The organism is Nocardia lijiangensis NBRC 108240 (assembly GCF_001613045.1).
Taxonomy (GTDB): Bacteria; Actinomycetota; Actinomycetes; order Mycobacteriales; family Mycobacteriaceae; genus Nocardia; species Nocardia lijiangensis.
In genome coordinates this window covers 1-20,358 of the sequence record NZ_BDBP01000124.1, presented here as the reverse complement: position 1 = coordinate 20,358, position 20,358 = coordinate 1, and the positions used below count along the sequence as shown (strand labels likewise).

General features: G+C 71.3%; 18 protein-coding genes, 1 pseudogene and 1 riboswitch. Of the genes and pseudogenes, 17 read left to right on the top strand and 2 right to left on the bottom strand.

What is annotated here, in order from left to right; translation table 11 throughout:
* Positions 1–221 (top strand): annotated as a pseudogene (locus NL1_RS38365) (glycosyl transferase); the annotation flags it as partial.
* A 65-nt stretch (positions 222–286) separates the two neighbouring features.
* On the opposite strand, the gene NL1_RS33010 reads toward NL1_RS38365, so the two are convergent.
* The gene (locus tag NL1_RS33010) at positions 287–1,024 is read right to left on the bottom strand and encodes a hypothetical protein (RefSeq protein WP_067848039.1); all 738 of its coding nucleotides are present in this window, start codon (positions 1,022–1,024) and stop codon (positions 287–289) included.
* A 294-nt stretch (positions 1,025–1,318) separates the two neighbouring features.
* Positions 1,319–1,413: riboswitch (SAM riboswitch) on the top strand.
* A gap of 729 nt (positions 1,414–2,142) precedes the next feature.
* On the opposite strand from NL1_RS33010, the gene NL1_RS33005 reads away from it, so the two are divergent.
* From NL1_RS33005 to NL1_RS32945, 13 genes are all read left to right on the top strand, one after another.
* On the top strand, positions 2,143–3,045 hold the full coding sequence (locus NL1_RS33005; protein ID WP_067848036.1) for an amino acid ABC transporter permease: 903 nt from the start codon (positions 2,143–2,145) through the stop codon (positions 3,043–3,045).
* Positions 3,042–3,815: an amino acid ABC transporter ATP-binding protein gene (locus tag NL1_RS33000; RefSeq protein WP_067848018.1), complete on the top strand. Its 774-nt coding sequence runs from the start codon at positions 3,042–3,044 to the stop codon at positions 3,813–3,815. Before NL1_RS33005 ends, NL1_RS33000 begins: the two co-directional genes overlap by 4 nt.
* A gap of 182 nt (positions 3,816–3,997) precedes the next feature.
* Positions 3,998–4,957, top strand: a complete 960-nt coding sequence (locus NL1_RS32995) for an ABC transporter substrate-binding protein (protein ID WP_067848015.1) — start codon at positions 3,998–4,000, stop codon at positions 4,955–4,957.
* Positions 4,958–4,961: 4 nt separating this feature from the next.
* Positions 4,962–5,480 (top strand): GNAT family N-acetyltransferase, encoded by a 519-nt coding sequence (locus NL1_RS32990; protein ID WP_067848011.1) that lies wholly within the window; start codon positions 4,962–4,964, stop codon positions 5,478–5,480.
* On the top strand, positions 5,477–6,550 hold the full coding sequence (locus NL1_RS32985; RefSeq protein ID WP_067848033.1) for an LLM class flavin-dependent oxidoreductase: 1,074 nt from the start codon (positions 5,477–5,479) through the stop codon (positions 6,548–6,550). Before NL1_RS32990 ends, NL1_RS32985 begins: the two co-directional genes overlap by 4 nt.
* Entirely contained in the window at positions 6,547–8,166 is a 1,620-nt protein-coding gene (locus NL1_RS32980) for an ABC transporter substrate-binding protein (RefSeq protein WP_067848008.1), read from the top strand. Before NL1_RS32985 ends, NL1_RS32980 begins: the two co-directional genes overlap by 4 nt.
* A 1-nt stretch (position 8,167) precedes the next feature.
* A complete protein-coding gene (locus tag NL1_RS32975; protein ID WP_067848005.1) occupies positions 8,168–9,169 on the top strand; it encodes an ABC transporter permease in 1,002 nt (333 codons plus the stop codon).
* A 32-nt stretch (positions 9,170–9,201) separates the two neighbouring features.
* Positions 9,202–10,074, top strand: coding sequence for an ABC transporter permease (locus NL1_RS32970; RefSeq protein WP_067848030.1), 873 nt, complete (start codon positions 9,202–9,204; stop codon positions 10,072–10,074).
* A gap of 410 nt (positions 10,075–10,484) precedes the next feature.
* Complete coding sequence (locus tag NL1_RS32965; protein WP_067848027.1) at positions 10,485–12,077, top strand: dipeptide ABC transporter ATP-binding protein; 1,593 nt, start codon at positions 10,485–10,487, stop codon at positions 12,075–12,077.
* Positions 12,078–12,105: 28 nt separating this feature from the next.
* Positions 12,106–13,254 (top strand): LLM class flavin-dependent oxidoreductase, encoded by a 1,149-nt coding sequence (locus NL1_RS32960; protein WP_067848024.1) that lies wholly within the window; start codon positions 12,106–12,108, stop codon positions 13,252–13,254.
* Positions 13,251–14,624 (top strand): NtaA/DmoA family FMN-dependent monooxygenase, encoded by a 1,374-nt coding sequence (locus NL1_RS32955; protein ID WP_067848002.1) that lies wholly within the window; start codon positions 13,251–13,253, stop codon positions 14,622–14,624. Before NL1_RS32960 ends, NL1_RS32955 begins: the two co-directional genes overlap by 4 nt.
* On the top strand, positions 14,621–15,430 hold the full coding sequence (locus NL1_RS32950) for a DUF1684 domain-containing protein (protein ID WP_067847999.1): 810 nt from the start codon (positions 14,621–14,623) through the stop codon (positions 15,428–15,430). The genes NL1_RS32955 and NL1_RS32950 overlap by 4 nt, the downstream gene beginning before the upstream one ends.
* The gene (locus NL1_RS32945; protein ID WP_067847996.1) at positions 15,427–16,578 is read left to right on the top strand and encodes an LLM class flavin-dependent oxidoreductase; all 1,152 of its coding nucleotides are present in this window, start codon (positions 15,427–15,429) and stop codon (positions 16,576–16,578) included. Before NL1_RS32950 ends, NL1_RS32945 begins: the two co-directional genes overlap by 4 nt.
* 51 nt (positions 16,579–16,629) lie before the next feature.
* Here the strand turns inward: NL1_RS32945 and NL1_RS32940 are convergent, their stop codons facing one another.
* Positions 16,630–17,631 (bottom strand): methylenetetrahydrofolate reductase, encoded by a 1,002-nt coding sequence (locus tag NL1_RS32940; protein ID WP_084511300.1) that lies wholly within the window; start codon positions 17,629–17,631, stop codon positions 16,630–16,632.
* A 262-nt stretch (positions 17,632–17,893) separates the two neighbouring features.
* Here NL1_RS32940 and NL1_RS32935 point away from each other — a divergent pair, with 262 nt between their 5' ends.
* From NL1_RS32935 to NL1_RS32930, 3 genes are all read left to right on the top strand, one after another.
* Positions 17,894–19,048: a polyprenyl synthetase family protein gene (locus tag NL1_RS32935; RefSeq protein ID WP_067848021.1), complete on the top strand. Its 1,155-nt coding sequence runs from the start codon at positions 17,894–17,896 to the stop codon at positions 19,046–19,048.
* Positions 19,045–19,251 (top strand): hypothetical protein, encoded by a 207-nt coding sequence (locus tag NL1_RS37985; protein ID WP_156095154.1) that lies wholly within the window; start codon positions 19,045–19,047, stop codon positions 19,249–19,251. Before NL1_RS32935 ends, NL1_RS37985 begins: the two co-directional genes overlap by 4 nt.
* A 236-nt stretch (positions 19,252–19,487) precedes the next feature.
* Positions 19,488–20,358 (top strand): phytoene desaturase family protein (locus NL1_RS32930; protein WP_156095153.1); only part of this gene is annotated, 871 nt, incomplete at its 3' end.

Here is a 20,358-nt window from a genome sequence, read left to right as displayed (position 1 = left end):
CCCGCCGCATCGGCGCGCTCGGCTACGCGGCCGCCGTCACCGGCCGCCTCGTGGCCCGCTCCCTCGAAACCGGCGGCCTCCTCCGCCGCGCCGACGTACTCGCGGCGGCGGCGCACCCCTTCTCGATCGCCGCGTACCAGCGCCTCGTCTTGCGATCGCATCGCGCTCGACGCGCAGGCGCGCTGCGCTGGAAGGGCCGCCCGCTGATCGAAACCCGCTGAACAGCCGACACCGGCTCGGTCCGAGGACCGAGCCGGTGTCCGGCGAACGGGTGTGCCGCTCGGCCTTACGGCACCGAAGTGATGCCGACCGTCGGCAGGAAGAAGCAGGAGCGACCTCCGTTGTCGACGGTGCCGAAGACGGCGGCGAGGACGGTGCCTTTGCCCGTGTCGACGGGGACGGCGCGGACGCCGCCGACGGGAAGGGCGGCGAAGAAGAAGTCCCCGATGGCGCGTTCGGCCTGCGGGCGCAGATCGGCGGGGACCGCGGCGGGAACCATGGCGCGGACGACGTCGGCGAGCGGGCCCATCTGGGCGACACCGCTGCGTCCGTTGCTCACGTTCAGCCAGGCCACCTGCATGCCCGCGGTAGTACGGCTCGCCGGGTCGAGGCCGTAGGGCACGAAAGTGAACATGGTCTGACCGGACTTCACGGCCGTCAGATCGAGGCCGGGAATGGAGAGGGCGGTCTTGGGCCACGGTCCCGGCATCGCGCCGGCAACCGCGGGCACCAGACCGAGAGTGCTGCCGTTGCCGCAGAACGCCGCGGCGGTCGGAAGCAGGAACGGGTCCATCCCGAAGCCGCGCAGCGCCTCGACGGTGGACTGGTAGGCGCCGAGCAGGTCGCCGGGCGCGGCGGCCTGCTGCATGCCCGGCAGTTCGGTCGAGGCCGCGGGAGCGGCGGGGACGGGGGCGGGCGCCGCCACGGCGGGGGCGCAGACGCCGAAGGCCAGCGCGACCGAACCGGTCGCGGCGGCGGTGAAAGTGGTGAAACGGCGCAACAGGGTCACAGCGGTGCTCCTCATCGTCGGCACGGTGAGGACACCGTACTCCGGCAAACCCGCCCAACAGCCGTTTCGCCGATCGGCAAGCTTTCGGCGCGTCGACTTGCGCCCGCAGGTCGCGACGAAACACCCCTCCGCGGACGGGTCGCCCGATACGGGGAACCGACCGCCGACCGCGCAAATGATCGCTCCCCGCGACGCCCGGCGCCAGTGCTGCGCTCACCCTGATTTCTACCCTTGTCCGGCACCTGCCTTGATCCGCATGATGATTCGGCTCGACCCCCGCTGCACCCCCGGAGCGGACCGGGGTCCGCAACACCATCCAGAGCGACCGAGAGACCTGGCTCGCCGACGTCGCAGCAACCCCCCGGACCACCGGGTGCGGGTGCTTCCGCCAGGACCGATGGAGGACCGAATGATCTGCCCCCGCAGTGGCGCCCGCCGGACCCGGCACCCCGACGAGACCTGCCACCCCACCCCAGCCAGCTGTCCGCGCTGACGCAGCGCCAGACCACGCACCCGTCGCTGGCCGGGTGATGCGACCAGCGCCAGGCGTGGTCGCTGCAGTTCCTCCCGGAAGGGCCCGAAAAATGAGTGCTTCCCTCGCACCCGATGCCGCCACGGCGTCCGCCGATCCCCCCAGCGGCGCCGAGAAACCCGGCGACGCCGCGGTAAAGCTTCACGCCGCAACACAACTGGACACCGCCGAGCCCGACGTCACAGGGGGCAATGCACTGCCCGACGTCACCGCGGACGCCTCCACAGCACCACCCGCCGCCGCGGCAACCAGCGACGCCGCCGAACAGCTCCACGCCGCAACACAACTCGACGCCACCAAGCCCGACGTCGCCGCGGGCGATGCACTGCCCGATGTCACCGCGGCCGCAGCCACAACACCACTCGACACCACGGGACCACCTACCGCCGCCGCGCGACCCGACACCGCGACGGCGACCCGCGACGCCGTCGAACAGCTCGACAATGCAACACAACTCGACGCCACCAAACTCGACGTCGCCGGGGGCGATGCACTGCCCGACCTCCATACGGCCGCCGCCACGGCACCACCCGATACCGCGACGGCAACCGGCGACGTCGCCGAGCAACTCGACGCCGACCGCGCGCACGTCGCTCCCCAGGTGGCGCGTACCCGCCATCCATGGCGCTGGGTGGTCAGCGCGGCGGCGTTGGTGCTGCTAGCCCAGTTCGTGCACGGCCTGGTTGCTAATCCGGGCTGGGACTGGCCGACGTTCGCGAAATACTTCACCGCGCAGTCGGTGCTGACCGCGCTCCGGGTGACACTGGAACTGACCCTGTGGGGCACCGCGCTCGGTTTCATGATCGGCACCCTGCTCGCCGTGGCGCGGCTGTCGGACAATCCGGTGCTGCGGGTGATCGCGTGGGCCTACATCTGGGCGTTCCGCTCGATCCCGATGATCGTGCAGCTGCTGTTCTGGTTCAACATCGCCTACCTGTATCAGACCCTCTCACTCGGCATCCCGTTCGGACCGGCGTTCCTCACCTTCGAAGTCAACGGCGTGATCAGCGGATTCACCGCCGCCGTGATCGGTCTCGCGCTGCACCAGGCCGCGTACTCGGCGGAGATCATCCGCGCCGGGCTCATCTCGGTCGATCCCGGGCAGCTGGAAGCGGCGGCGGCGCTGGGCATTCCGCGCTGGCGGCAGTTCCGCACGATCGTGGTGCCGCAGGCCATGCGCTCGATCCTGCCGAACGCGACCAACGAGGTGATCAGCCTGTTCAAGGGCACCTCGATCGTCTCGGTGATGGCGATCGCGGAGCTGTTCTACCAGGTCCAGGTGATCTACGGCCGCAACGGCCGGGTGGTGCCGCTGCTCATGGTCGCCACGGTCTGGTACATCGTGCTGACCACGATTCTCACGGTGGCGCAGTACTACATCGAGCGCCACTACGCCAAGGGCGCGCAGCGCACCCCGCCGCCGACGCCGCTGCAGAAACTGCGCCACCGGGTTCGCGAGATCGCCGAGTCCGGTTCCGCCGCGCCGCGGGGAGCGACCCGATGACCGCGCTCGAGACGTCCGCCGTGCTGGTCAGCGGCGTGCGGAAGTCCTTCGGGCGCACCGAGATCCTGCACGGCATCGATCTGACGGTGCGCGCGGGCGAAGTGGTGGCCGTGATCGGCCCGTCCGGCTCCGGCAAGTCGACCCTGCTGCGGGTGCTCAACCACCTGGAGCCGGTGGATGCGGGCACCGTGCACGTCGACGGCGAGCTGATCGGTTACCGGCTGCGGCGCAACGTCTTACATCCGCTCTCGGATCGCGAGGTCCGTAGGCAGCGCTCCCGCATCGGGTTCGTCTTCCAGCAGTTCAACCTCTTTCCGCATCTGACGGTCCTCGAGAACGTCACCCTCGCGCCGCTCACGGCCCAGCACAGGGACCGCGCCGAGGTCGAGCGCGAGGCGAAGGCGCTGCTGGAGCGGGTCGGCATCGGCGAACTCGCCGACGCCTATCCGCGCAGGCTGTCCGGCGGGCAGCAACAGCGGGTGGCGATCGCCAGGGCGCTTGCGGTGCGGCCCAGGGTGATCCTGTTCGACGAGCCGACCTCGGCGCTGGACCCCGAGCTGGTCGGCGAGGTGCTGGACGTGATCCGCGATCTGGCCGACGACGGCACCGCACTGGTGATCGTCACGCACGAAATCGGCTTCGCCCGCGAGGTCGCCGACACGGTGGTCTTCCTGGACGCGGGCGTGATCGTCGAAAAGGGCCCGCCCGCCGAGGTCCTCGACAACCCCCGGCATCCGCGCACCCGCGCCTTTCTGTCCCGAGTCCGTTGAGCACCGCAGCGCGCTCAGTCGATCCAGCGCCCCAGCGCTCTGCCCATTCAGCGCCCCCAGCGCTCCGTCGATCCAGCGCCCCAGCGCTCTGTCCATCCAGCGCACCAGCGCTCTGCCCACCCAGCGCACCAGCGCTCTGCCCACCCAGCGCCCCAGCGCTCCCAGCCACGAACAGGAACCCGATGAAGCTCTCCACCCTGGTCGGCGCCCTCGCCGCGGCCGCACTGCTGGTCACCGCGTGCGGCACCAACCCCGACGAAGATCTCCAGGTCTCCTCCGACGGCGCGGTCGCCTTCGACCTGTCGCCCGAGCAGTCCGGGCGCATCCGCGCGGACAAGGTCGACGCCCTCGCCGCCGAGGTCCCGCAGGCCATCCGTGACCGCGGCACCCTGGTCGTGACCGGCGCGTCGGGCACCGCGCCGCCGCTGCGCTTCTACGCCACCGACGACAAGACGGTGGTCGGCTCCGAGATCGACTTCGCCTCGCTGGTCGCCGACATCCTCGGGTTGAAACTCGTGGCGAGCGTGGCCGATTGGTCACAGAACTTCGTGCGTGTCGACTCGGGCGAGGTGGACGCGTTCATCTCGAACGTGACCGTCACCGAGGAGCGCAAGGAGAAGTACGACTTCGCGACCTACCGCCACGACAACGTCGCGCTGGAGGTGCCCGTGCAGAGCGATCTGCGCTACCAGGACCGCAAGAGCCTGGCGGGCAAGCGAATCGGCGTCGGCACCGGAACCAATCAGGAACAGCTGCTGGTGAAGTGGAACGAGCAGAACCGCGCCGAGGGACTGCCCGCGATCGAGATCGCCTACTACGACAAGACCAGCGACTACTACCTGGCGCTCGCCTCACAGCGGCTCGACGGCTACCTCGGCCCGAATCCGACGGCGATCTACCACGCGAGCACGGCGAACCAGACCAAGATCGTGGCGACCTTCTCCGGCGCGGGTGAGGCGCTGCAGGGCGAGATCGGCGTGCTGACCAAGAAGAGCAACGGCTTGATCGGCCCGGTGCAGAAGGCGCTGCGGCACGCCATCGAGTCCGGGCTCTATCAGCGGGTCATCGACCGCTGGGGCCTCCAGACCGAGGCCGTCACCGAATCGCGGATCAACCCGCCCGGCCTGCCGAAGCAGCGGTGATCCGATGACCTACGGAGTGTCGACGATCCGCAGGGCGCACTGGATCGCCCAGGACGACCCGCTGGCCGCGCCGCTGCTTGCCGAGCTGGCGCTCGAGTACAGCAGCCGCTACGGCCGCACCCCCGGCGAGGTGCACACCGATCTGCGCGGATATCCGGCCGCGCACTTCGCGCCGCCCGAGGGCGGGCTGCTGGTGGTGACCCAGGACGGAGAACCGGTGGCGGGCGGTGCTTTCCAGCAGTTCGACGCGACCACCGCCGAACTCAAACGGATCTGGACCGCCCGCGAGCACCGCAGGCGCGGCCTCGGCCGGTTCGTGCTGGAGTGGTTGGAGGCCGAGGTCGCCGATCGCGGCTACCGGCGCATCTACCTGACCACCGGCCCGCGCCAGCCCGAGGCGGTCGGCCTGTACCTGGCGGCCGGGTACACCGCGCTCTACGACTCCGCGCTGCCCGCCGAAGAGGTCGGGCCGCACCCCTTCGAGAAGTTCCTCGATCTCGGCGCATGGGAGGCGACGGCATGAAGTTCCTGTTGTTCACGCTGGTGACGCGGGTGCCCGATCCGCGAACGGGTGTGGTGCCCGAGACCAGGACGCGGCTGCGGTCCGTGGTCGAACAGGCCAGGCTCGCCGAGGATCTCGGGTACGACGGCTTCGCCGTCGGTGAGCGGCACGAGGATCCGTTCCTGTCCGCGGCGCCGCCGGTGATCCTGTCCCACATCGCGGCCGTCACCTCGCGCGTCACGCTGTTCACCGCGGTGACGACGCTGAGCCTGCTGGATCCGGTGCGCGCTTTCGAGGACTACTCGACGCTGGACAACCTCGCGGGCGGACGCCTCGAGCTGATCATCGGCAAGGGCAACGGCGCGGCGCAGGCACAGCTGTACCACGTCACCGCCGACGATCAGTGGGAGCGCAATCGCGAAGGCTACGAACTGTTCCGGCAGCTGTGGGCCAGCGACAGCGTCACCTGGTCGGGGCAGTTCCGTCCGCCGCTGGAGCGGGCCAAGGCGCTGCCGCGCCCGTTCCAGCCGCGGATCCGGATCTGGCACGGCAGTGCGACCAGCCGCGAGTCGGTGGAACTCGCCGCGCGCCACGGCGACCCGCTGTTCTCGGCCAACGTCACCAACCCGATCGAGCCCTACGCCGAACTGGTGCGCCACTACCGGGAGCGGTGGGAGCACTACGGACACGACCCGGCAGACGCCCTCGTCGGCGCGGGCACCGCGGGCTTCCACGTGGCGCGCACCTCGCAGCAGGCGCTGGACACCTACCGGCCGATCTTCGAGGCGCGGCTGGCACTGAGCCGAAAGCTGGGTCTGCCCATCGTGTTCGAAACCCTCGATGATTTCGCCGACCGGAGTTCCGCGCTGATCGGCAGCCCGGAACAGATCGTCGACAAGGTCGGCCGCCAGCACGAGCGGTTCGGTCACGAGGTGATCCACCTGTCCGCCGAGCGTGAGGGGCGCTCCGTGGAGGAGCACCGCGACAGCCTCGAACTCTTCCAAGCCGAGGTGGCGCCCGAACTGCGCCGCCGAATTCCCAGCAGGCCGTTGGCCGCCGACACCACCGAACTCATTGGAGTGACACCGTGATCCGAACCCGTCATCGAATTCTCGCGCTGGCAGGCGCGCTCGCCGCGGCGAGCACCTTGGCCGCCTGCGGCGGCGATTCGAGCGCGCCGGGGGGTGACGCGGGTCCGCCGCGACCGGGCGGCACGCTGCGCTACGGGCTGTCCCAGGCGCCGACCTGCTCGGATCCGGCGCAGGCAGGCACCAACCAGACCATCTATGTCGCGCGGCAGATCGTCGATTCGCTCACCGACCAGGATCCGCAGACCGGTGAGATCAGGCCTTGGCTGGCGCGCAGCTGGGAGATCAGCCCGGACGCGAAGGTGTTCACCTTCCACCTCGCCGACGGCGTCACCTTCAGCGACGGCACCCCGCTCACCGCGGAATCGGTGCGCAACACCTTCGATTCGGTGGTGCGACTGGGCGGGGCGAAGGCGCCGCTCGGCGCCAGCTATCTCACCAACTACGTGAGCACCACCGCCGTGGAGCGGCTCACCGCGCGCGTCGAGTTCAGCCAGCCCAATGCCCAGTTCCTGCAAGCTTCGTCGACCGTGCAGCTCGGCATCCTCGCCGACGCGACGACGGCCAAGCCCGCCGAGCAGCGCTGCCTGGGCGACAACATCGGCAGCGGGCCGTTCACCTACGCGGGCTGGCGGCAGGATCAGTCGGCGACGCTGGCCAAGCGGGCCGGATACGGCTGGGGCTCCGCGGTGTTCGCGCACCAGGGCGAGGCCTACCTGGACCGCATCGAGTTCACGGTGGTGCCCGAATCCGGCGTGCGCACCGGCAGTCTCGTCTCCGGTCAGCTCGACGCGATCAGCGACGCACTGCCGCAGGACGTGCCGCAGCTGGAGGCCGCGGGCGCCCGCGTGCTCAGCACGGCCAATCCCGGTGTGCCGTTCGGCTTCCAGCCCAACGTGACCCGCGGTCCGCTGCGCGACCCCGCGGTGCGCCAGGCGCTGCTGCCCGCCATCGACCGCAAGCAACTGGTGGACACCGTGCTCGGCCCGCAGTTCAAGCCCGCCAGCGGCCCGCTGGCCAGCGCCACGCCGGGCTACCAGGACTTCTCGGCGCGGGTGAGCTACGACCCGGCCAAGGCGAAGAGCATCCTGGACCAGGCCGGCTGGACGCCGGGCGGCGACGGCATCCGCGCGAAGAACGGTGAGCGCCTGTCCTTCTCGGTGCTGTTCAGCCAGGCGTTCGCGGGCAACCAGGCCATCCTCGAACTGGTGCAGCAGCAGCTGCGGCAGGTCGGCGTGGAACTGAAGCTGGACCTGGTGTCCGGACCGGAGAACACCGCGCGGCAGAATGCCAAGGATTTCGACGCCACCTACTACAACTCCACCCGCGCCGACGGCGACATCCTGCGCACGACGTTCAGTGTGGACGGCCGCAACTTCAATGCCCGCGAACGCATTCCCGCCCTGGACGACGTACTCCGTAGCCAGCTCAGCACGGCCGATGCCGCCGCGCGCGCCGCGCTCATCCGCACCGCGCAGGAGCAGGTGCTCGAGGCGGGGCTGTGGATCCCGACCATCGAGCTCTCCCAGGCGATCGGCGCCGCCGCGAACACCAGGGACCTGAAGTTCGAGGCCTCGGCGCGCCTGCAGTTCTTCGACACCTGGCTGAGCGGGCGCTGACATGGCCCGCTATCTGGCGCTGCGCGTCCTGCAGGCGGCCTGGGTGCTGTGGGCGGCGTTCAGCATCTCGTTCGTGGTGCTCTACCTGCTGCCCGCCGACCCGGTCTCGATCGCGGCCGACGGCGGCGGTGCGGGGACGCCGGTCGACAAAGCCGCGATCGCGGAGCTGCAGGCCCGCTACGGGCTGGATCGTCCACTGTGGGACCAGTATTGGACCGCGCTCGGCAACGCGGTCCGCGGTGATCTCGGGCTGTCCATCGCGACCGGCCGGCCGGTGACCGAGGCGATCGGGGACGCCGTGCCCTCGACCCTCGAACTGGCCTCGCTCGCCCTGCTTTTCGCGACCGTCGGCGGGGTGGCGCTGGCCTTCGCCGCCACCTACACGCGCAGGCCCTGGCTGCGCAACCTGCTCACCGCGCTTCCGCCGCTCGGCGTCTCGGTGCCGACCTTCTGGACGGGACTCGTTCTGTTGCAGTTGTTCTCGTTCCGCTGGCACCTGGCGCCCGCGTTCGGCGGAGAGGGACTGCGCGGCACCGTGCTGCCCGCGCTCACGCTGGCCATCCCGATCGGCGCGGTGATCGCGCAGGTGCTCGCGGCCGGGCTGGAGACCACATGGCGGCAGCCGTTCACCGAGGTGGCGCTGGCCAAGGGCGCTTCGCGCTGGTGGGTGCAGCGCAGGCACGTGGCCCGGTTGGCCAGCGTGCCCGCCTTCACCATCGCCGGGGTGCTGGTGGGCAACCTGCTGGCCGGTTCGGTCGTGGTGGAAACGGTGTTCGCGCGCAACGGCGTCGGCAGACTGACGCAGATTTCCGTACTGGCCCAGGACATTCCGGTGGTGCAGGGCATCGTGCTGCTGACCTCGCTGGTGTTCGTGGCCGTGAATCTGGCGGTGGACCTGCTGTATCCGCTGCTCGACCCGCGGATCGCGGTACGCGGCGGGCGCGGCGCCGACGAGGCGGCCGTGGCCGAGGACATCGCGGAGGAGGTGCTCGTCCGTGCCTGACGAGAACGCGGAAGATCGAGAAGGGAGTGCGCGTGGTTGACGTCGTCGACAAGCCCCGGCGGATCGCGCTGCCCGGCCTGGGCAGGCCCGCGCCGAGCCTGCGCGCGCTGCGGCGCAACGCCGCGGTGATCCTCTCGGCGGCGGTGGCGCTGCTGGTGCTCGGGTGGGCGCTGGCCCCGTCGCTGTTCGCGAGCGGTGACCCGCTGACCGGGGTCCCCGCCGAGAAGTTCCAGCCGCCCAGCGCCCAGCACTGGTTCGGCACCGACAATCTCGGGCGCGACCTGTACACGCGGATGGTGCACGGGGCGGGGCTCTCGCTCACCGCCACGCTCTCCGCGGTCGCGCTGGCCGTGGTGGCCGGGGCGCTGCTCGGGCTGCTGGCCGGGGCCGTCGGCGGGGTGGTCGACGCGGCCGCCATGCGCGTGGTGGACGTGCTGCTCTCCATTCCGGCGCTGCTGCTGTCGCTGGCGCTGGTCACCGCGCTCGGCTTCGGAACACGCAATGTCGCCATCGCCGTGGGTGTTTCGCTGATCGCCAACTTCGCGCGGGTGATGCGCTCGGAGGTGCTGCGGGTGCGGCGTGCGGTGTACGTCGAGGCGGCGCACGCCTCCGGGGTGCGCTGGTACGCGGTGCTGGCCCGCCACGTCCTGCCCAACTCCTACCAGCCCGTGCTCGCGCTGGCCGCCGTCGAATTCGGCATGGCGGTGCTCGCGGTCTCGGCACTCAGCTTCCTCGGATACGGCGCCAAACCGCCGACCCCCGAATGGGGCTCGCTCATCTCCGAAGGCCGCAACTACCTGGCCACCGCCTGGTGGCTCACCGCCCTTCCCGGGCTGGTGATCATCGCCGTCGTGCTCGCCGCCCAGCGCCTCGGCCGCGCCGCAGGAAGGACCGATCGCCCGTGAGCAACCCGACCACTGCCCGCACCGAATACGGCGGCATCGACCCGACCGATCCCGGTTTCCCGGGCGGCAACGATGACCCGACGGCCATCCGACAGAGCGCCGCTACATCGGCCGGAAATCAGGAAACACCTGTAGCACAGCCTGCTTCGGAGACCGACCTCGGATCGCAGTCAGCGCGCCCGGAACTCGGTGCCGCCCAAGCGGAGAACGCCGAAACCCGGCTGTCGGGCGACGAATCACGACCCGGCGACCAAGGAATCGACAGAAAGGCGGTCGCGGGGCCGAGTCGCGCCGCGGAATCCTCGCGGCCCGGATCGCCCCGGCGGACGGCTGACGGCTCGACCACCGCACAGACCGACGACACCGCGCGTCCGGATCGGCGCGAGGACGGGGAACCCACGGAAAGCACTCTGCTGCACGTGGATCGGCTGCGCGTCGACTATCGCTCCTCCGCGGGGCCCATCACGGCGCTGGCCGGTGCCTCGCTGCGCGTCGCTCGCGGCGAGGTGGTGGCGCTGGTCGGCGAGTCGGGTTCCGGGAAGTCGACGCTGGCGCACGCCGTGATCGGGTTGCTCGGAGCGACCGCGGAGATCGGCTCGGGGACCATCACTTTCGACGGTGAGCGGGTCGACACCGGCTCGGAACGCGCGCTGCAGCGATTGCGCGGGGCGCGGATCGGGTTCGTACCGCAGGACCCTGGGCTGTCGCTGAATCCCGTGCGCCGGGTGGGCGATCAGGTGGCGGAGGCGCTGCTCGTGCATCGGTTCGCCGATCGCCGCGGCGCGCGGGGGCGGGTGCTCGAGCTGCTCACCGAGGTCGGATTGGACCGGCCGGAGCTGCGGGCGGAGCAGTATCCGCACGAACTGTCGGGTGGGCAGCGTCAGCGGGTGCTGATCGCGATCGCCTTGGCGTGCGGGCCGGAGCTGATCATCGCCGACGAGCCGACCAGCGCGCTGGACGCCACCGTGGCGCGGCGGGTGCTGGACCGGCTCGCCGAGCGCACCGCGGCGCGCGGCACGGCGGTGCTGCTCATCACCCACGACCTGGCGATGGCCGCCGAACGCGCCGACCGGCTGGTGGTGCTCAACGGCGGCGAGGTCGTCGAGTCCGGGCCCACGGCGGGGATCCTCGCCGCGCCGCGGCATCCCTACACCAAACGGCTGCTGAGCTCCGCGCCGAGCCTCGCCCCCGGCCCGCCGCGCCAGGAACGGCCGCGCACCGGGGAACCGCTGCTCGTGCTGCGCGAGGTGCGCAAGCGCTTCCGCGCCCGCTCCGGCGAGGCCATCACGGCCGTCGACGGCGTCGGCTTCCAGCTCGGCCGTGGCGAAACCCTGGCTCTGGTGGGCGAATCCGGCTCCGGCAAGTCGACCACCGCGCGGATCGCGCTGCGGCTCACCGACGCCGACCACGGCACCGTCGTCTTCGACGGCGAAGATCTCACCGCCGCCCGCCGAGGCAGGCTGCGGGCGCTACGGCGCCGGTTCCAGGTGGTGTACCAGAATCCGTACTCCTCGCTGGATCCGCGCTGGCGCGTCGGCGCGATCGTCGAGGAACCGTTGCGCGCGTATGGGATCGGCGATCGCGCGGCCCGCCGCGACCGGGTGCGCGAATTGCTGGGGCAGGTCGCGCTGCCGGAGCGATTCGCCGAACGCCGCCCCGCGGAACTGTCCGGCGGTCAGCGCCAGCGGGTGGCCATCGCGCGGGCGCTCGCCCTGCATCCCGATCTGCTCGTGCTCGACGAGCCGGTCTCCGCGCTGGACGCCTCGGTGCAGGCGCAGATCCTCGAACTGCTGGACCGCCTGCAGTCCGAGCTCGACCTGAGCTACCTGTTCATCTCGCACGACCTGGCCGTGGTGCGGCGGATCAGCGACCACGTCGCCGTCATGCGCCGCGGCCGCATCGTCGAAACCGGCCGCACCGCACAGATCTTCGAGGATCCGCGCCACCACTACACCAGGGAATTGCTTTCCGCGATCCCCGATCCCGCACGAGGAGCCGCCTGATGGATTTCGCAACGGAAAGGACCGCATGATGCCGGATTCGGATTTCTTCCTCGCGGTGGAACTCGCCGGGACCGGCGTGCATCCCGCGTCGTGGCGACGCCGGGACTCGCGCGCCGAGGACCTGTTCACCGCCGGTTACTGGGTAGACGCGATCACCGCCGCCGAGAACGCCGGGGCGGACGCCGTCTTCCTGCCCGATTCCTTCGGGTTGCAGCCCGGCGGCACAGAGACCGCCAAGGGCAGGCTCGACGCGGTCGCGATCGCGGCCCGTGCCGCGGCCGTCACGCGGCGCATCGGGCTGCTGCCGCAGGCGCCGGTCACCCACACCGAGCCGTTCCACCTGTCCAAGGCCATCGCCAGCCTCGATTTCGCCACCCTCGGCCGCGCGGGCTGGGAGGTCACCGTGTCCGAAGGCGCCGAGCAAGCGAAGGCGTTCGGCCGCAAGGGCGCTCAGGATCCGGCCGCGCTGTGGCACGAGGCGGACGAGGCCGTCGAGGTGGTGGCGCGGCTGTGGGATTCCTGGGAGGACGACGCGGAGATCCGCGACCTGGCGACCGGCCGTTTCATCGACCGCGACAAGCTGCACTACATCGAGTACGAAGGCGACAACTTCTCGGTGAAGGGCCCCTCGATCACGCCGCGCTCGCCGCAGGGCCTGCCGATCGTCGCGGTCCGCGCCGACGAGGGCCCGAGCATCCCTGTCGCGGTGCGCCGCGCCGACCTGATCCGCATCGCCCCACCGGATCTCGACGCCGCGCACGCCAGGCGCGCCGCGCTGCGCAGCGCCCTGCTCGGCGCCGACCGCGACCCGGACGCCGTCCGCGTGCTCGTCGACCTCGATATCCACCTCGCCGAGACCGCCGAGCGAGCGCACGAGGAACTGGCCGAGCTGGACCGCTGGTCGGCACCGGTGTCCGGCGCGCCCCAGGTCGGCAGCAGGGCCACCGGCACCGCACTGCGGCATATCGGCACCGCCGACTCGCTGACCGAACTGCTTGCCGCCGTGGTCGATTCGGGCGCCGCCGACGGCGTGGTCCTGCGCCCGCTCGCGCTGCACGCCACCCTGAGCAGGCTGCCGTCCACGCCACCCGCGCCCGCCGCCACCCTGCGCGAGCGACTGCATCTGCCGCGCCCGGCGAGCCGCTATGCCACGATTCAGGAAGGGACACCGTCATGAGCCCCGGCAAGCCGCGCAAGACCGTCCATCTGGCCGCGCACTTCCCCGGCGTGAACAACACCACCGTCTGGAGCGATCCGGATTCCAAGAGCCAGATCGACTTCGAGTCCTTCGTCCACCTGGCCCGCACGGCCGAGCGCGGCCTGTTCGACTTCTTCTTCCTCGCCGAGGGCCTGCGTTTGCGCGAACACCTCGGGCGCATCCACGATCTGGACGTGGTCGGCAGGCCGGACACCTTCACCGTGCTCAACGCGCTGGCCGGGGTCACCGAGAAGCTCGGACTGGCGGGCACCATCAACTCCACCTACAACGAACCGTTCGAGCTGGCCAAGCAGTTCGCGTCGCTGGATCACCTGTCCGGCGGGCGCGCGGCGTGGAACGTCGTCACCTCCTCCGACGCGTTCACCGGCGAGAACTTCCGCCGCGGTGGATATCTGGAGCACGCCGACCGCTACCGCCGCGCCGCCGAGACGGTCGAGGTGGCCCGCGCCCTGTGGGACAGCTGGCCCGCCGACACGCTGGTGGTCGATCGCGCGACAGGCGTCTTCGCCAGGGAGATACTCGAAACGCGCCACCGCGGCGCGCAATTCGACATCGGCGCGCGCTTCGTGCTGCCGCCGAGCCCGCAGGGGCACCCGGTGTTGTTGCAGGCGGGCGATTCCGACGACGGCCGCGAATTCGGCGCCGCCACCGCCGACGCCATCTTCACCGGGCACGGCACGCTCGAGGCAGGGCGCGCGTTCTACGCCGACATGAAAGCCCGCCTCGCCAAATACGGTCGCGGACACGACGAGCTGAAGATCCTGCCCGCCGCCACCTTCGTGCTCGGCGACACCGCGGCCGAGGCCGAGGACAGGGCCAGGCACATCCGGTGGCAGCAGGTGGGCCCGCAGACCGCCCTCGCGTTCCTCGAACAGGTCTGGGGCCGCGACCTCTCCGGCTACGACCCGGACGGCCCGCTGCCCGAGGTCGAACCCTCCGGCGACGTGAACATCACCAGGGGGCGAGTGCGTCACGCGAAGGATCCGCGCGCGGTCGCCGAGGCGTGGCGCGCCAAGGCCGAGGCCGAGAACCTGAGCATCCGCGAGCTGATCATCGAGGTCACCGCCCGCCAGCAGTTCGTCGGCACGCCCGCCGAGGTGGCCGCGCGCATCGACGAATACGTCCAGACCGACGCCGCCGACGGCTTCATCCTCGTCCCCCACCTCACGCCGGGCGGGCTCGACGAGTTCGTCGACCGCGTCGTCCCGGAACTCCAGGAACGCGGCAGCTTCCGCACCGCCTACACCGGCGACACCCTGCGCGACCATCTCGGCCTGCGCCACCCGCAGCACCGCACATCCGTCCACCAAGGAGCCAGAGCATCATGACCGCAACCACCGCAATCAGTTTCGGCACCGAGTGGGCCGCCTGGCACGACGCCAGGGAGGACCAGCTGCGCGACCGGCTCGGCTTTCTCAGCCTGACCGGCCTGCACTGGCTCACCGACCAGCCCGAGCGGCTGCCCGACGTGCCGGGCACCTGGTGGGTCACCGACCACAAGGTGTTCATCACCGCACAACCGGCCGACCGTCTGACGTTCGACGGCACCGGCATCGCGGGCGTGCAGATCCTCACCCCCGCCGAAGGCGCGCCGGGCCTGGAGGTCCGCCACGAGCAGCGCGTGCTCGAAGTGATCCGGCGCACCGGGCGCTACGCCGTGCGGATCCACGACCCCGCCGCCCCGGCGCTGGCCGCCTTCCCCGGCATCCCCGCCTACGAACCCGATCGGCGCTGGGTCGTGCCCGGCCGCTTCGAAGCGTTCGCCGAGCCGCGGACCGTCGTCACCGCGGCGGTGGTCGACGGGCTCGAACATCACCACACCGCAACGGGCACCATCGAATTCACCCTCGGCGCGGTCACCGAACGCGTCGTCGCGTTCCAGGCCGGTGATGCGCTGCGCATCCTGTTCACCGACGCCACCAGCGGCGTCACCACGTACCCGGCGGCCAGGTCGCTGGGCATCGCCGCGCCGGACGCCGATGGCACGGTGCTGCTCGATTTCAACCGGGCGGCCAATCTGCCCTGCGCCTTCACCGATTTCGCCACCTGCCCGGTGGCTCCGGCGCAGAACCGGCTGCGGGTGGCCATCGAAGCGGGCGAGCAGCATCCCCGGCTCGCGAGGGGGCAGGCGTGACGGTCCCGCTCTCCATCCTCGACCTGTCACCGGTCAGCGCCGGGTCCACCGCGCAGCAGGCGCTGCGCAACACCGTCGACCTGGCCCGGCGCGCCGAACAGTGGGGCTACCACCGGTATTGGCTGGCCGAACACCATTTCGTCGCGGTGGCCAGTTCCAGCTCGATCACCCTGATCGGACTGATCGCGGCCAACACCTCCAGGATTCGGGTGGGCTCGGCGGCGGTGCAGGTGGGACACCACACCTCGGCGTCGATCGTGGAGGCGTTCGGCACCATCGACGCGCTGTACCCCGGCAGGCTGGATCTCGGGCTCGGGCGTTCCGGGCATCGGCGGGCCCAGTTCGGTTCGGAGCCCGAGCATCCCAAGGGCGGGCACCCGGTGGTCGACACCGCCACGGGACGCACCGAGATCCGCGACGGCGTGGTGGTCCCGCCGCCCTTCGATCCGGGCCGCATCGTCGACCGGTCCCGTTTCGTGGCCGCGCTGCGCGCATTGCAACAGCCGGGCGCGCAGGCACCGGATTTCGCCGACCAGGTCGAGGAGGTGCGTGCCCTGCTCGCGGGCTCCTACACCAGCGAGGACGGCATCGCGCTGCACGCGGTCCCCGGGGAGAACGCGCAGGTGCAGCTGTGGCTGTTCGGCAGTTCCGGCGGCGAGAGCGCCGAACTGGCAGGCCGGCTCGGACTGCCGTTCGCGGCGGCCTACCACGTGGCGCCGGGCACCGCGCTGGACGCCGTCGCCGCCTACCGCGCCGCATTCCGTCCGTCGGAGTATCTGGCCGAGCCGTACGTGGTGGTCTCGGCCGACGTGGTGGTCGCCGCCGACGACGCGAAGGCCAAGCACCTGGCCGCGGGCTACGGGCACTGGGTGTACAGCATTCGCAGCGGCGCGGGCGCGGCCGAGTTCCTCGCGCCGGACGCCGCGGGCCCGCTCACCCCCGACCAGCGGCGGCTGGTCGACGACCGGCTGGCCACCCAGTTCGTCGGGTCGCCCGCCACGGTGGTGGAACGGCTCGCCGCCCTGCAGCGGGTCACGGGTGCGAACGAGTTGCTGGTCACCAGCGTCACCCACGACCACGCCGACCGGCTCGAATCCCATCGGCTGCTCGCCGAGGCGTGGGGGCTGCGGGCGGCCCGCGCCGCTTGACGCGCCGATGCCCCGCTGGTCGTCGACCGGCGGGGCATCAGCTCAGTGCCGTCACGCGCTCATCGGGGCGGCGGTGACGCCGTAGCCGAGGTTGGTCAGCACCTCGCTGGTCGCCTTGGCGAAATTCAGGGTGATGAAGTGCAGGCAGGGCGCGCCCTCGTCGATCAGCCGCTGCGCCATCTCCGTGGCGATCTCGATGCCGACCTCGCGCACCGCGGCGCGGTTCTCCTCCGGACCGTCGCCCGCGGCCTTGTTCAGCCGCGCCATCACCGCGTCGGGCAGCGCGCGACCGCACAACTCCTCGGCCCGCGCCACGGTGCGCAACGACGTGACCGGCATCAGCTCCGGGATGATCGGCTTGGCGGCCTCGACCGGATCCAACGCGGCGATCCGGTCGCGCAGGCGCAGGTAGTGCTCGACCTCGAAGAACATCTGGGTGATCGAATACTCCGCTCCGGCACGCAGTTTCGCGGCCAGGTAGGCGGTGTCGGAGTCCAGGTCCGGTGAGCGGTGGTGGCCCTGCGGGAAGGAGGCGACGCCGACGTGGAAATCGCCGAGATCGCGGACGATGCGGACCAGTTCCTCGGCGTACTCCACACCCGCCGGGTGCTTGTGCCATTCGCCGAGCGGGTCGCCGGGCGGGTCGCCGCGCAGCACCAGAATGTTGCGGATGCCGGAATCGGCGTACGCGCCGACCAGCGAGCGCAGCTCGGCCACGCTGTGCCCGACGGCGGTCAGGTGCGCCACCGGCAGCAGGGTGGTCTCCTGCGCCAGTTCACCGGTCACCCGCACGGTGCGATCCTTGGTGGAACCGCCCGCGCCGTAGGTCATCGACACGAACGCCGGATGCATGCGCTCGAACTCGCGCACCGCGCGCCAGAGCCTGGCCTCGCCCGCGGCGTCCCGCGGCGGGTTGAACTCGACGGAGAAGGGCACCGCCCGGCCGGAATGGACCTGCAGGCTCTGCACAACCGAAGGCGTTCCCGAGACGATCGGTGGCGTCGGGGACGGACGGCCTGGGGTCGAACGTCCCCGCGCGGAATCGAAAGTCACCGGTTCAGTGTAGTGGGACGTCCGTGCGAGCATGCGCGCTCGCTCTGGAGACGTCCTGCGCCCGGCCGCGCGATCAGGGGTTTTCGCCGGGCGGAGGTTGGTCGACGGCAGGGTGGGATGGCCGCGTATTCTCTGATACGGCACCACCATCGATGCGGCCGGACCGGACGTGCGCCGCGATCGCGCCGAACCGGGCGGCAGTGACGCGCGCTCGCCCACAGACCACTTGTCGCGCTCGACCGGCGCGACCACACCCGTGACCCTGGAGGTTCCTCTGTCCGCCGGACCTGGTACTCCGACACGAACCCAGGCAACGCCCGCCGACGCGCCGCGGACGCCGATCCCCGGCACGCCCGATTTCGTCGCGGCCGTGGAGGGCCGCCTCACCGAATTCTTCGCCACCCGGCGGCCCATTGTGGAGCCGCTCGGCCCGATCTTCGTGGACGCCGCCGAGGCGTTGGAGCAATTCGTGCTCCGCGGCGGCAAGCGCACCCGGCCCGCGTTCGCCTGGACCGGCTGGCTCGGCGCGGGCGGCGATGCGGACGCCCCCGAAGCGGGCGCAGTGCTCGCCGCCTGCTCGGCACTCGAACTGGTGCAGGCGTGCGCGCTCATTCACGACGACATCATCGATTCCTCCCGCACCCGTCGCGGTTTCGCCACCGTGCACGTCGATTTCGAGCAGCGCCACCGCGAGCGCGGTGTGTCGGGCGACGCCGCGCACTTCGGTGCGAGCGTCGCGATCCTGATCGGCGATCTTGCCCTGGCCTGGGCCGACGACCTGGTGCACGCCGCCGGGCTCGACCCGGCCGCCCTCGCGCGCTTCGCTCCGGTCTGGGCGATGATGCGCACCGAGGTGCTCGGCGGTCAGCTGCTCGACATCAACGGCGAGGCGCTCGGTGACGAGTCGGTGGAGGCCGCGCTGCAGATCAACCGCTACAAGACGGCCGCCTACACCGTGGAGCGCCCGCTGCACCTCGGCGCCGCCATCGCCGACGCCGACCGCGACCTGATCGCGGCCTACCGCACCTTCGGCACCGATATCGGGATCGCCTTCCAGCTGCGCGACGACCTGCTCGGCGTGTTCGGCGATCCGGAGGTCACCGGCAAACCCTCCGGCGACGACCTGCGCGAAGGCAAGCGCACCGTGTTGCTCGCCGAGGCGCTGCGTCGCGCCGACGCCACCGATCCGTCCGCCGCGCACCTGTTGCGCACCAGCATCGGCACCGATCTCGGCGCCGAGGATGTCACGCGCCTGCGCGCCGCGCTCACCGAGCTCGGCGCCGTCGACGAAGTGGAACGCCGCATCGCCGACCTCACCGACCGCGGCCTTGCCGCCATAGATTCCAGCTCGGCCACCCCCGCCGCCAAAGAGCAACTGCGCGGTATGGCACTGGCCGCAACCAGGAGGACCGCATGAAAGCCGTTGTGGGACCAGCCGATCGCGTGATCGCCGTCGGCGCAGGACCCGCCCCGCGCAATATCGGCAAGCGCCGGGGCAAGTCCACGGCCGCGCTCACCGAGCGTCGGCTGATCCTTGGCGCCGCCCTGCCCACCCGGCGCGGCGTCCGCGTCCCACGGGCGTGTTCGGCGCCGAGGGACACCGAGTCCGCCGAGGACTGAGTCCCCGTCTTTCGAGCGCCGGACATTCGAGGCGACCGGCGCCACGCACCGCGTAGCGATCCACCTACCGACCGGCAGGCACGGAATCGCCGCGGTACGACACCGAACACCGTGCCGCAGGGATCGGCCCCCTGCGATGCGGGAACGGCCGCGTGCTCCGCAAGACGGACGCGGCGCAGGCCGACGCACAGTTTCGTGGGTAGCCCCGCCGTGCCCGGCGGTCGAGGAGAAGTCGAATGAAAACCGTTGCGGGACCGACCGATCGGGTGGTCGTCGTGGGCGCAGGCCTGTCCGGGCTTGCGGCCGCGCTGTATCTCACCGGCGCGGGGCGTTCGGTCACGGTGCTCGAGCGGGCCGATCATCCCGGCGGCAGGGTCGGCCGGTATCGCGGGCCGGACTACGAGATCGACAACGGCGCGACGGTGCTCACGCTGCCGGAACTGATCACCGACGCCCTGGCCGCCGTCGGCCGGACGCCCGAGTCGGGCCCGGCCCCGCTGCGCATCCACCGGCTCGCGCCGAGCTACCACGCGCGCTTCGCCGACGACTCCACCATCCGGGTGTTCGCCGATCCGGACGCCATGGCCGACGAGGTCGCCCGCACCTGCGGCCCCGGCGAGGCGACCCGCTACCGACGGCTCCGTGACTGGCTGGCGCGCGTCTACCGGGCCGAATTCACCGAGTTCATGGACACCAACTTCGACTCGCCGCTGGACATGGTGCGGTCCCCGCGCAAACGCGCCGCGCTGCTCGACCTGGTGCGGCTCGGCGGGTTCGGCAGGCTCGGACCGCGCGTCGGCCGGATACTGACCGACACGCGGCTGGCCAGGCTGTTCACCTTCCAAGCGCTGTACGCGGGCATGGCGCCCGCCGACGCGCTTGCCGTCTACGGCGCGATCCCGCACATGGACACGTCGCTGGGCGTCTACTTCCCCGAGGGCGGAATGCGCGCCATCGCCGCCACCATGGCCGAGGCGTTCACCGCGGCGGGCGGGGTGCTGCAGCTGAACACCGAGGTCGCCGGGATCGAGTACGAAGGACGGCGCGCCCGGCGCGTGCGCACCGCCGACGGGCGCGCGCTGGACTGCGACGCGGTGGTGCTCACCG

Excerpts from the sequence above, each read along its gene's own strand:
- NL1_RS37985 (WP_156095154.1), top strand. The coding sequence starts at position 19,045 with ATGAAAGCCGTTGTGGGACCAGCCGATCGCGTGATCGCCGTCGGCGCA.
- NL1_RS33000 (WP_067848018.1), top strand. The coding sequence starts at position 3,042 with ATGACCGCGCTCGAGACGTCCGCCGTGCTGGTCAGCGGCGTGCGGAAG.
- NL1_RS32975 (WP_067848005.1), top strand. The coding sequence starts at position 8,168 with ATGGCCCGCTATCTGGCGCTGCGCGTCCTGCAGGCGGCCTGGGTGCTG.
- NL1_RS33010 (WP_067848039.1), bottom strand. The coding sequence starts at position 1,024 with ATGAGGAGCACCGCTGTGACCCTGTTGCGCCGTTTCACCACTTTCACC.
- NL1_RS32955 (WP_067848002.1), top strand. The coding sequence starts at position 13,251 with ATGAGCCCCGGCAAGCCGCGCAAGACCGTCCATCTGGCCGCGCACTTC.
- NL1_RS32990 (WP_067848011.1), top strand. The coding sequence starts at position 4,962 with ATGACCTACGGAGTGTCGACGATCCGCAGGGCGCACTGGATCGCCCAG.
- NL1_RS32995 (WP_067848015.1), top strand. The coding sequence starts at position 3,998 with ATGAAGCTCTCCACCCTGGTCGGCGCCCTCGCCGCGGCCGCACTGCTG.
- NL1_RS32950 (WP_067847999.1), top strand. The coding sequence starts at position 14,621 with ATGACCGCAACCACCGCAATCAGTTTCGGCACCGAGTGGGCCGCCTGG.
- NL1_RS32960 (WP_067848024.1), top strand. The coding sequence starts at position 12,106 with ATGCCGGATTCGGATTTCTTCCTCGCGGTGGAACTCGCCGGGACCGGC.
- NL1_RS32985 (WP_067848033.1), top strand. The coding sequence starts at position 5,477 with ATGAAGTTCCTGTTGTTCACGCTGGTGACGCGGGTGCCCGATCCGCGA.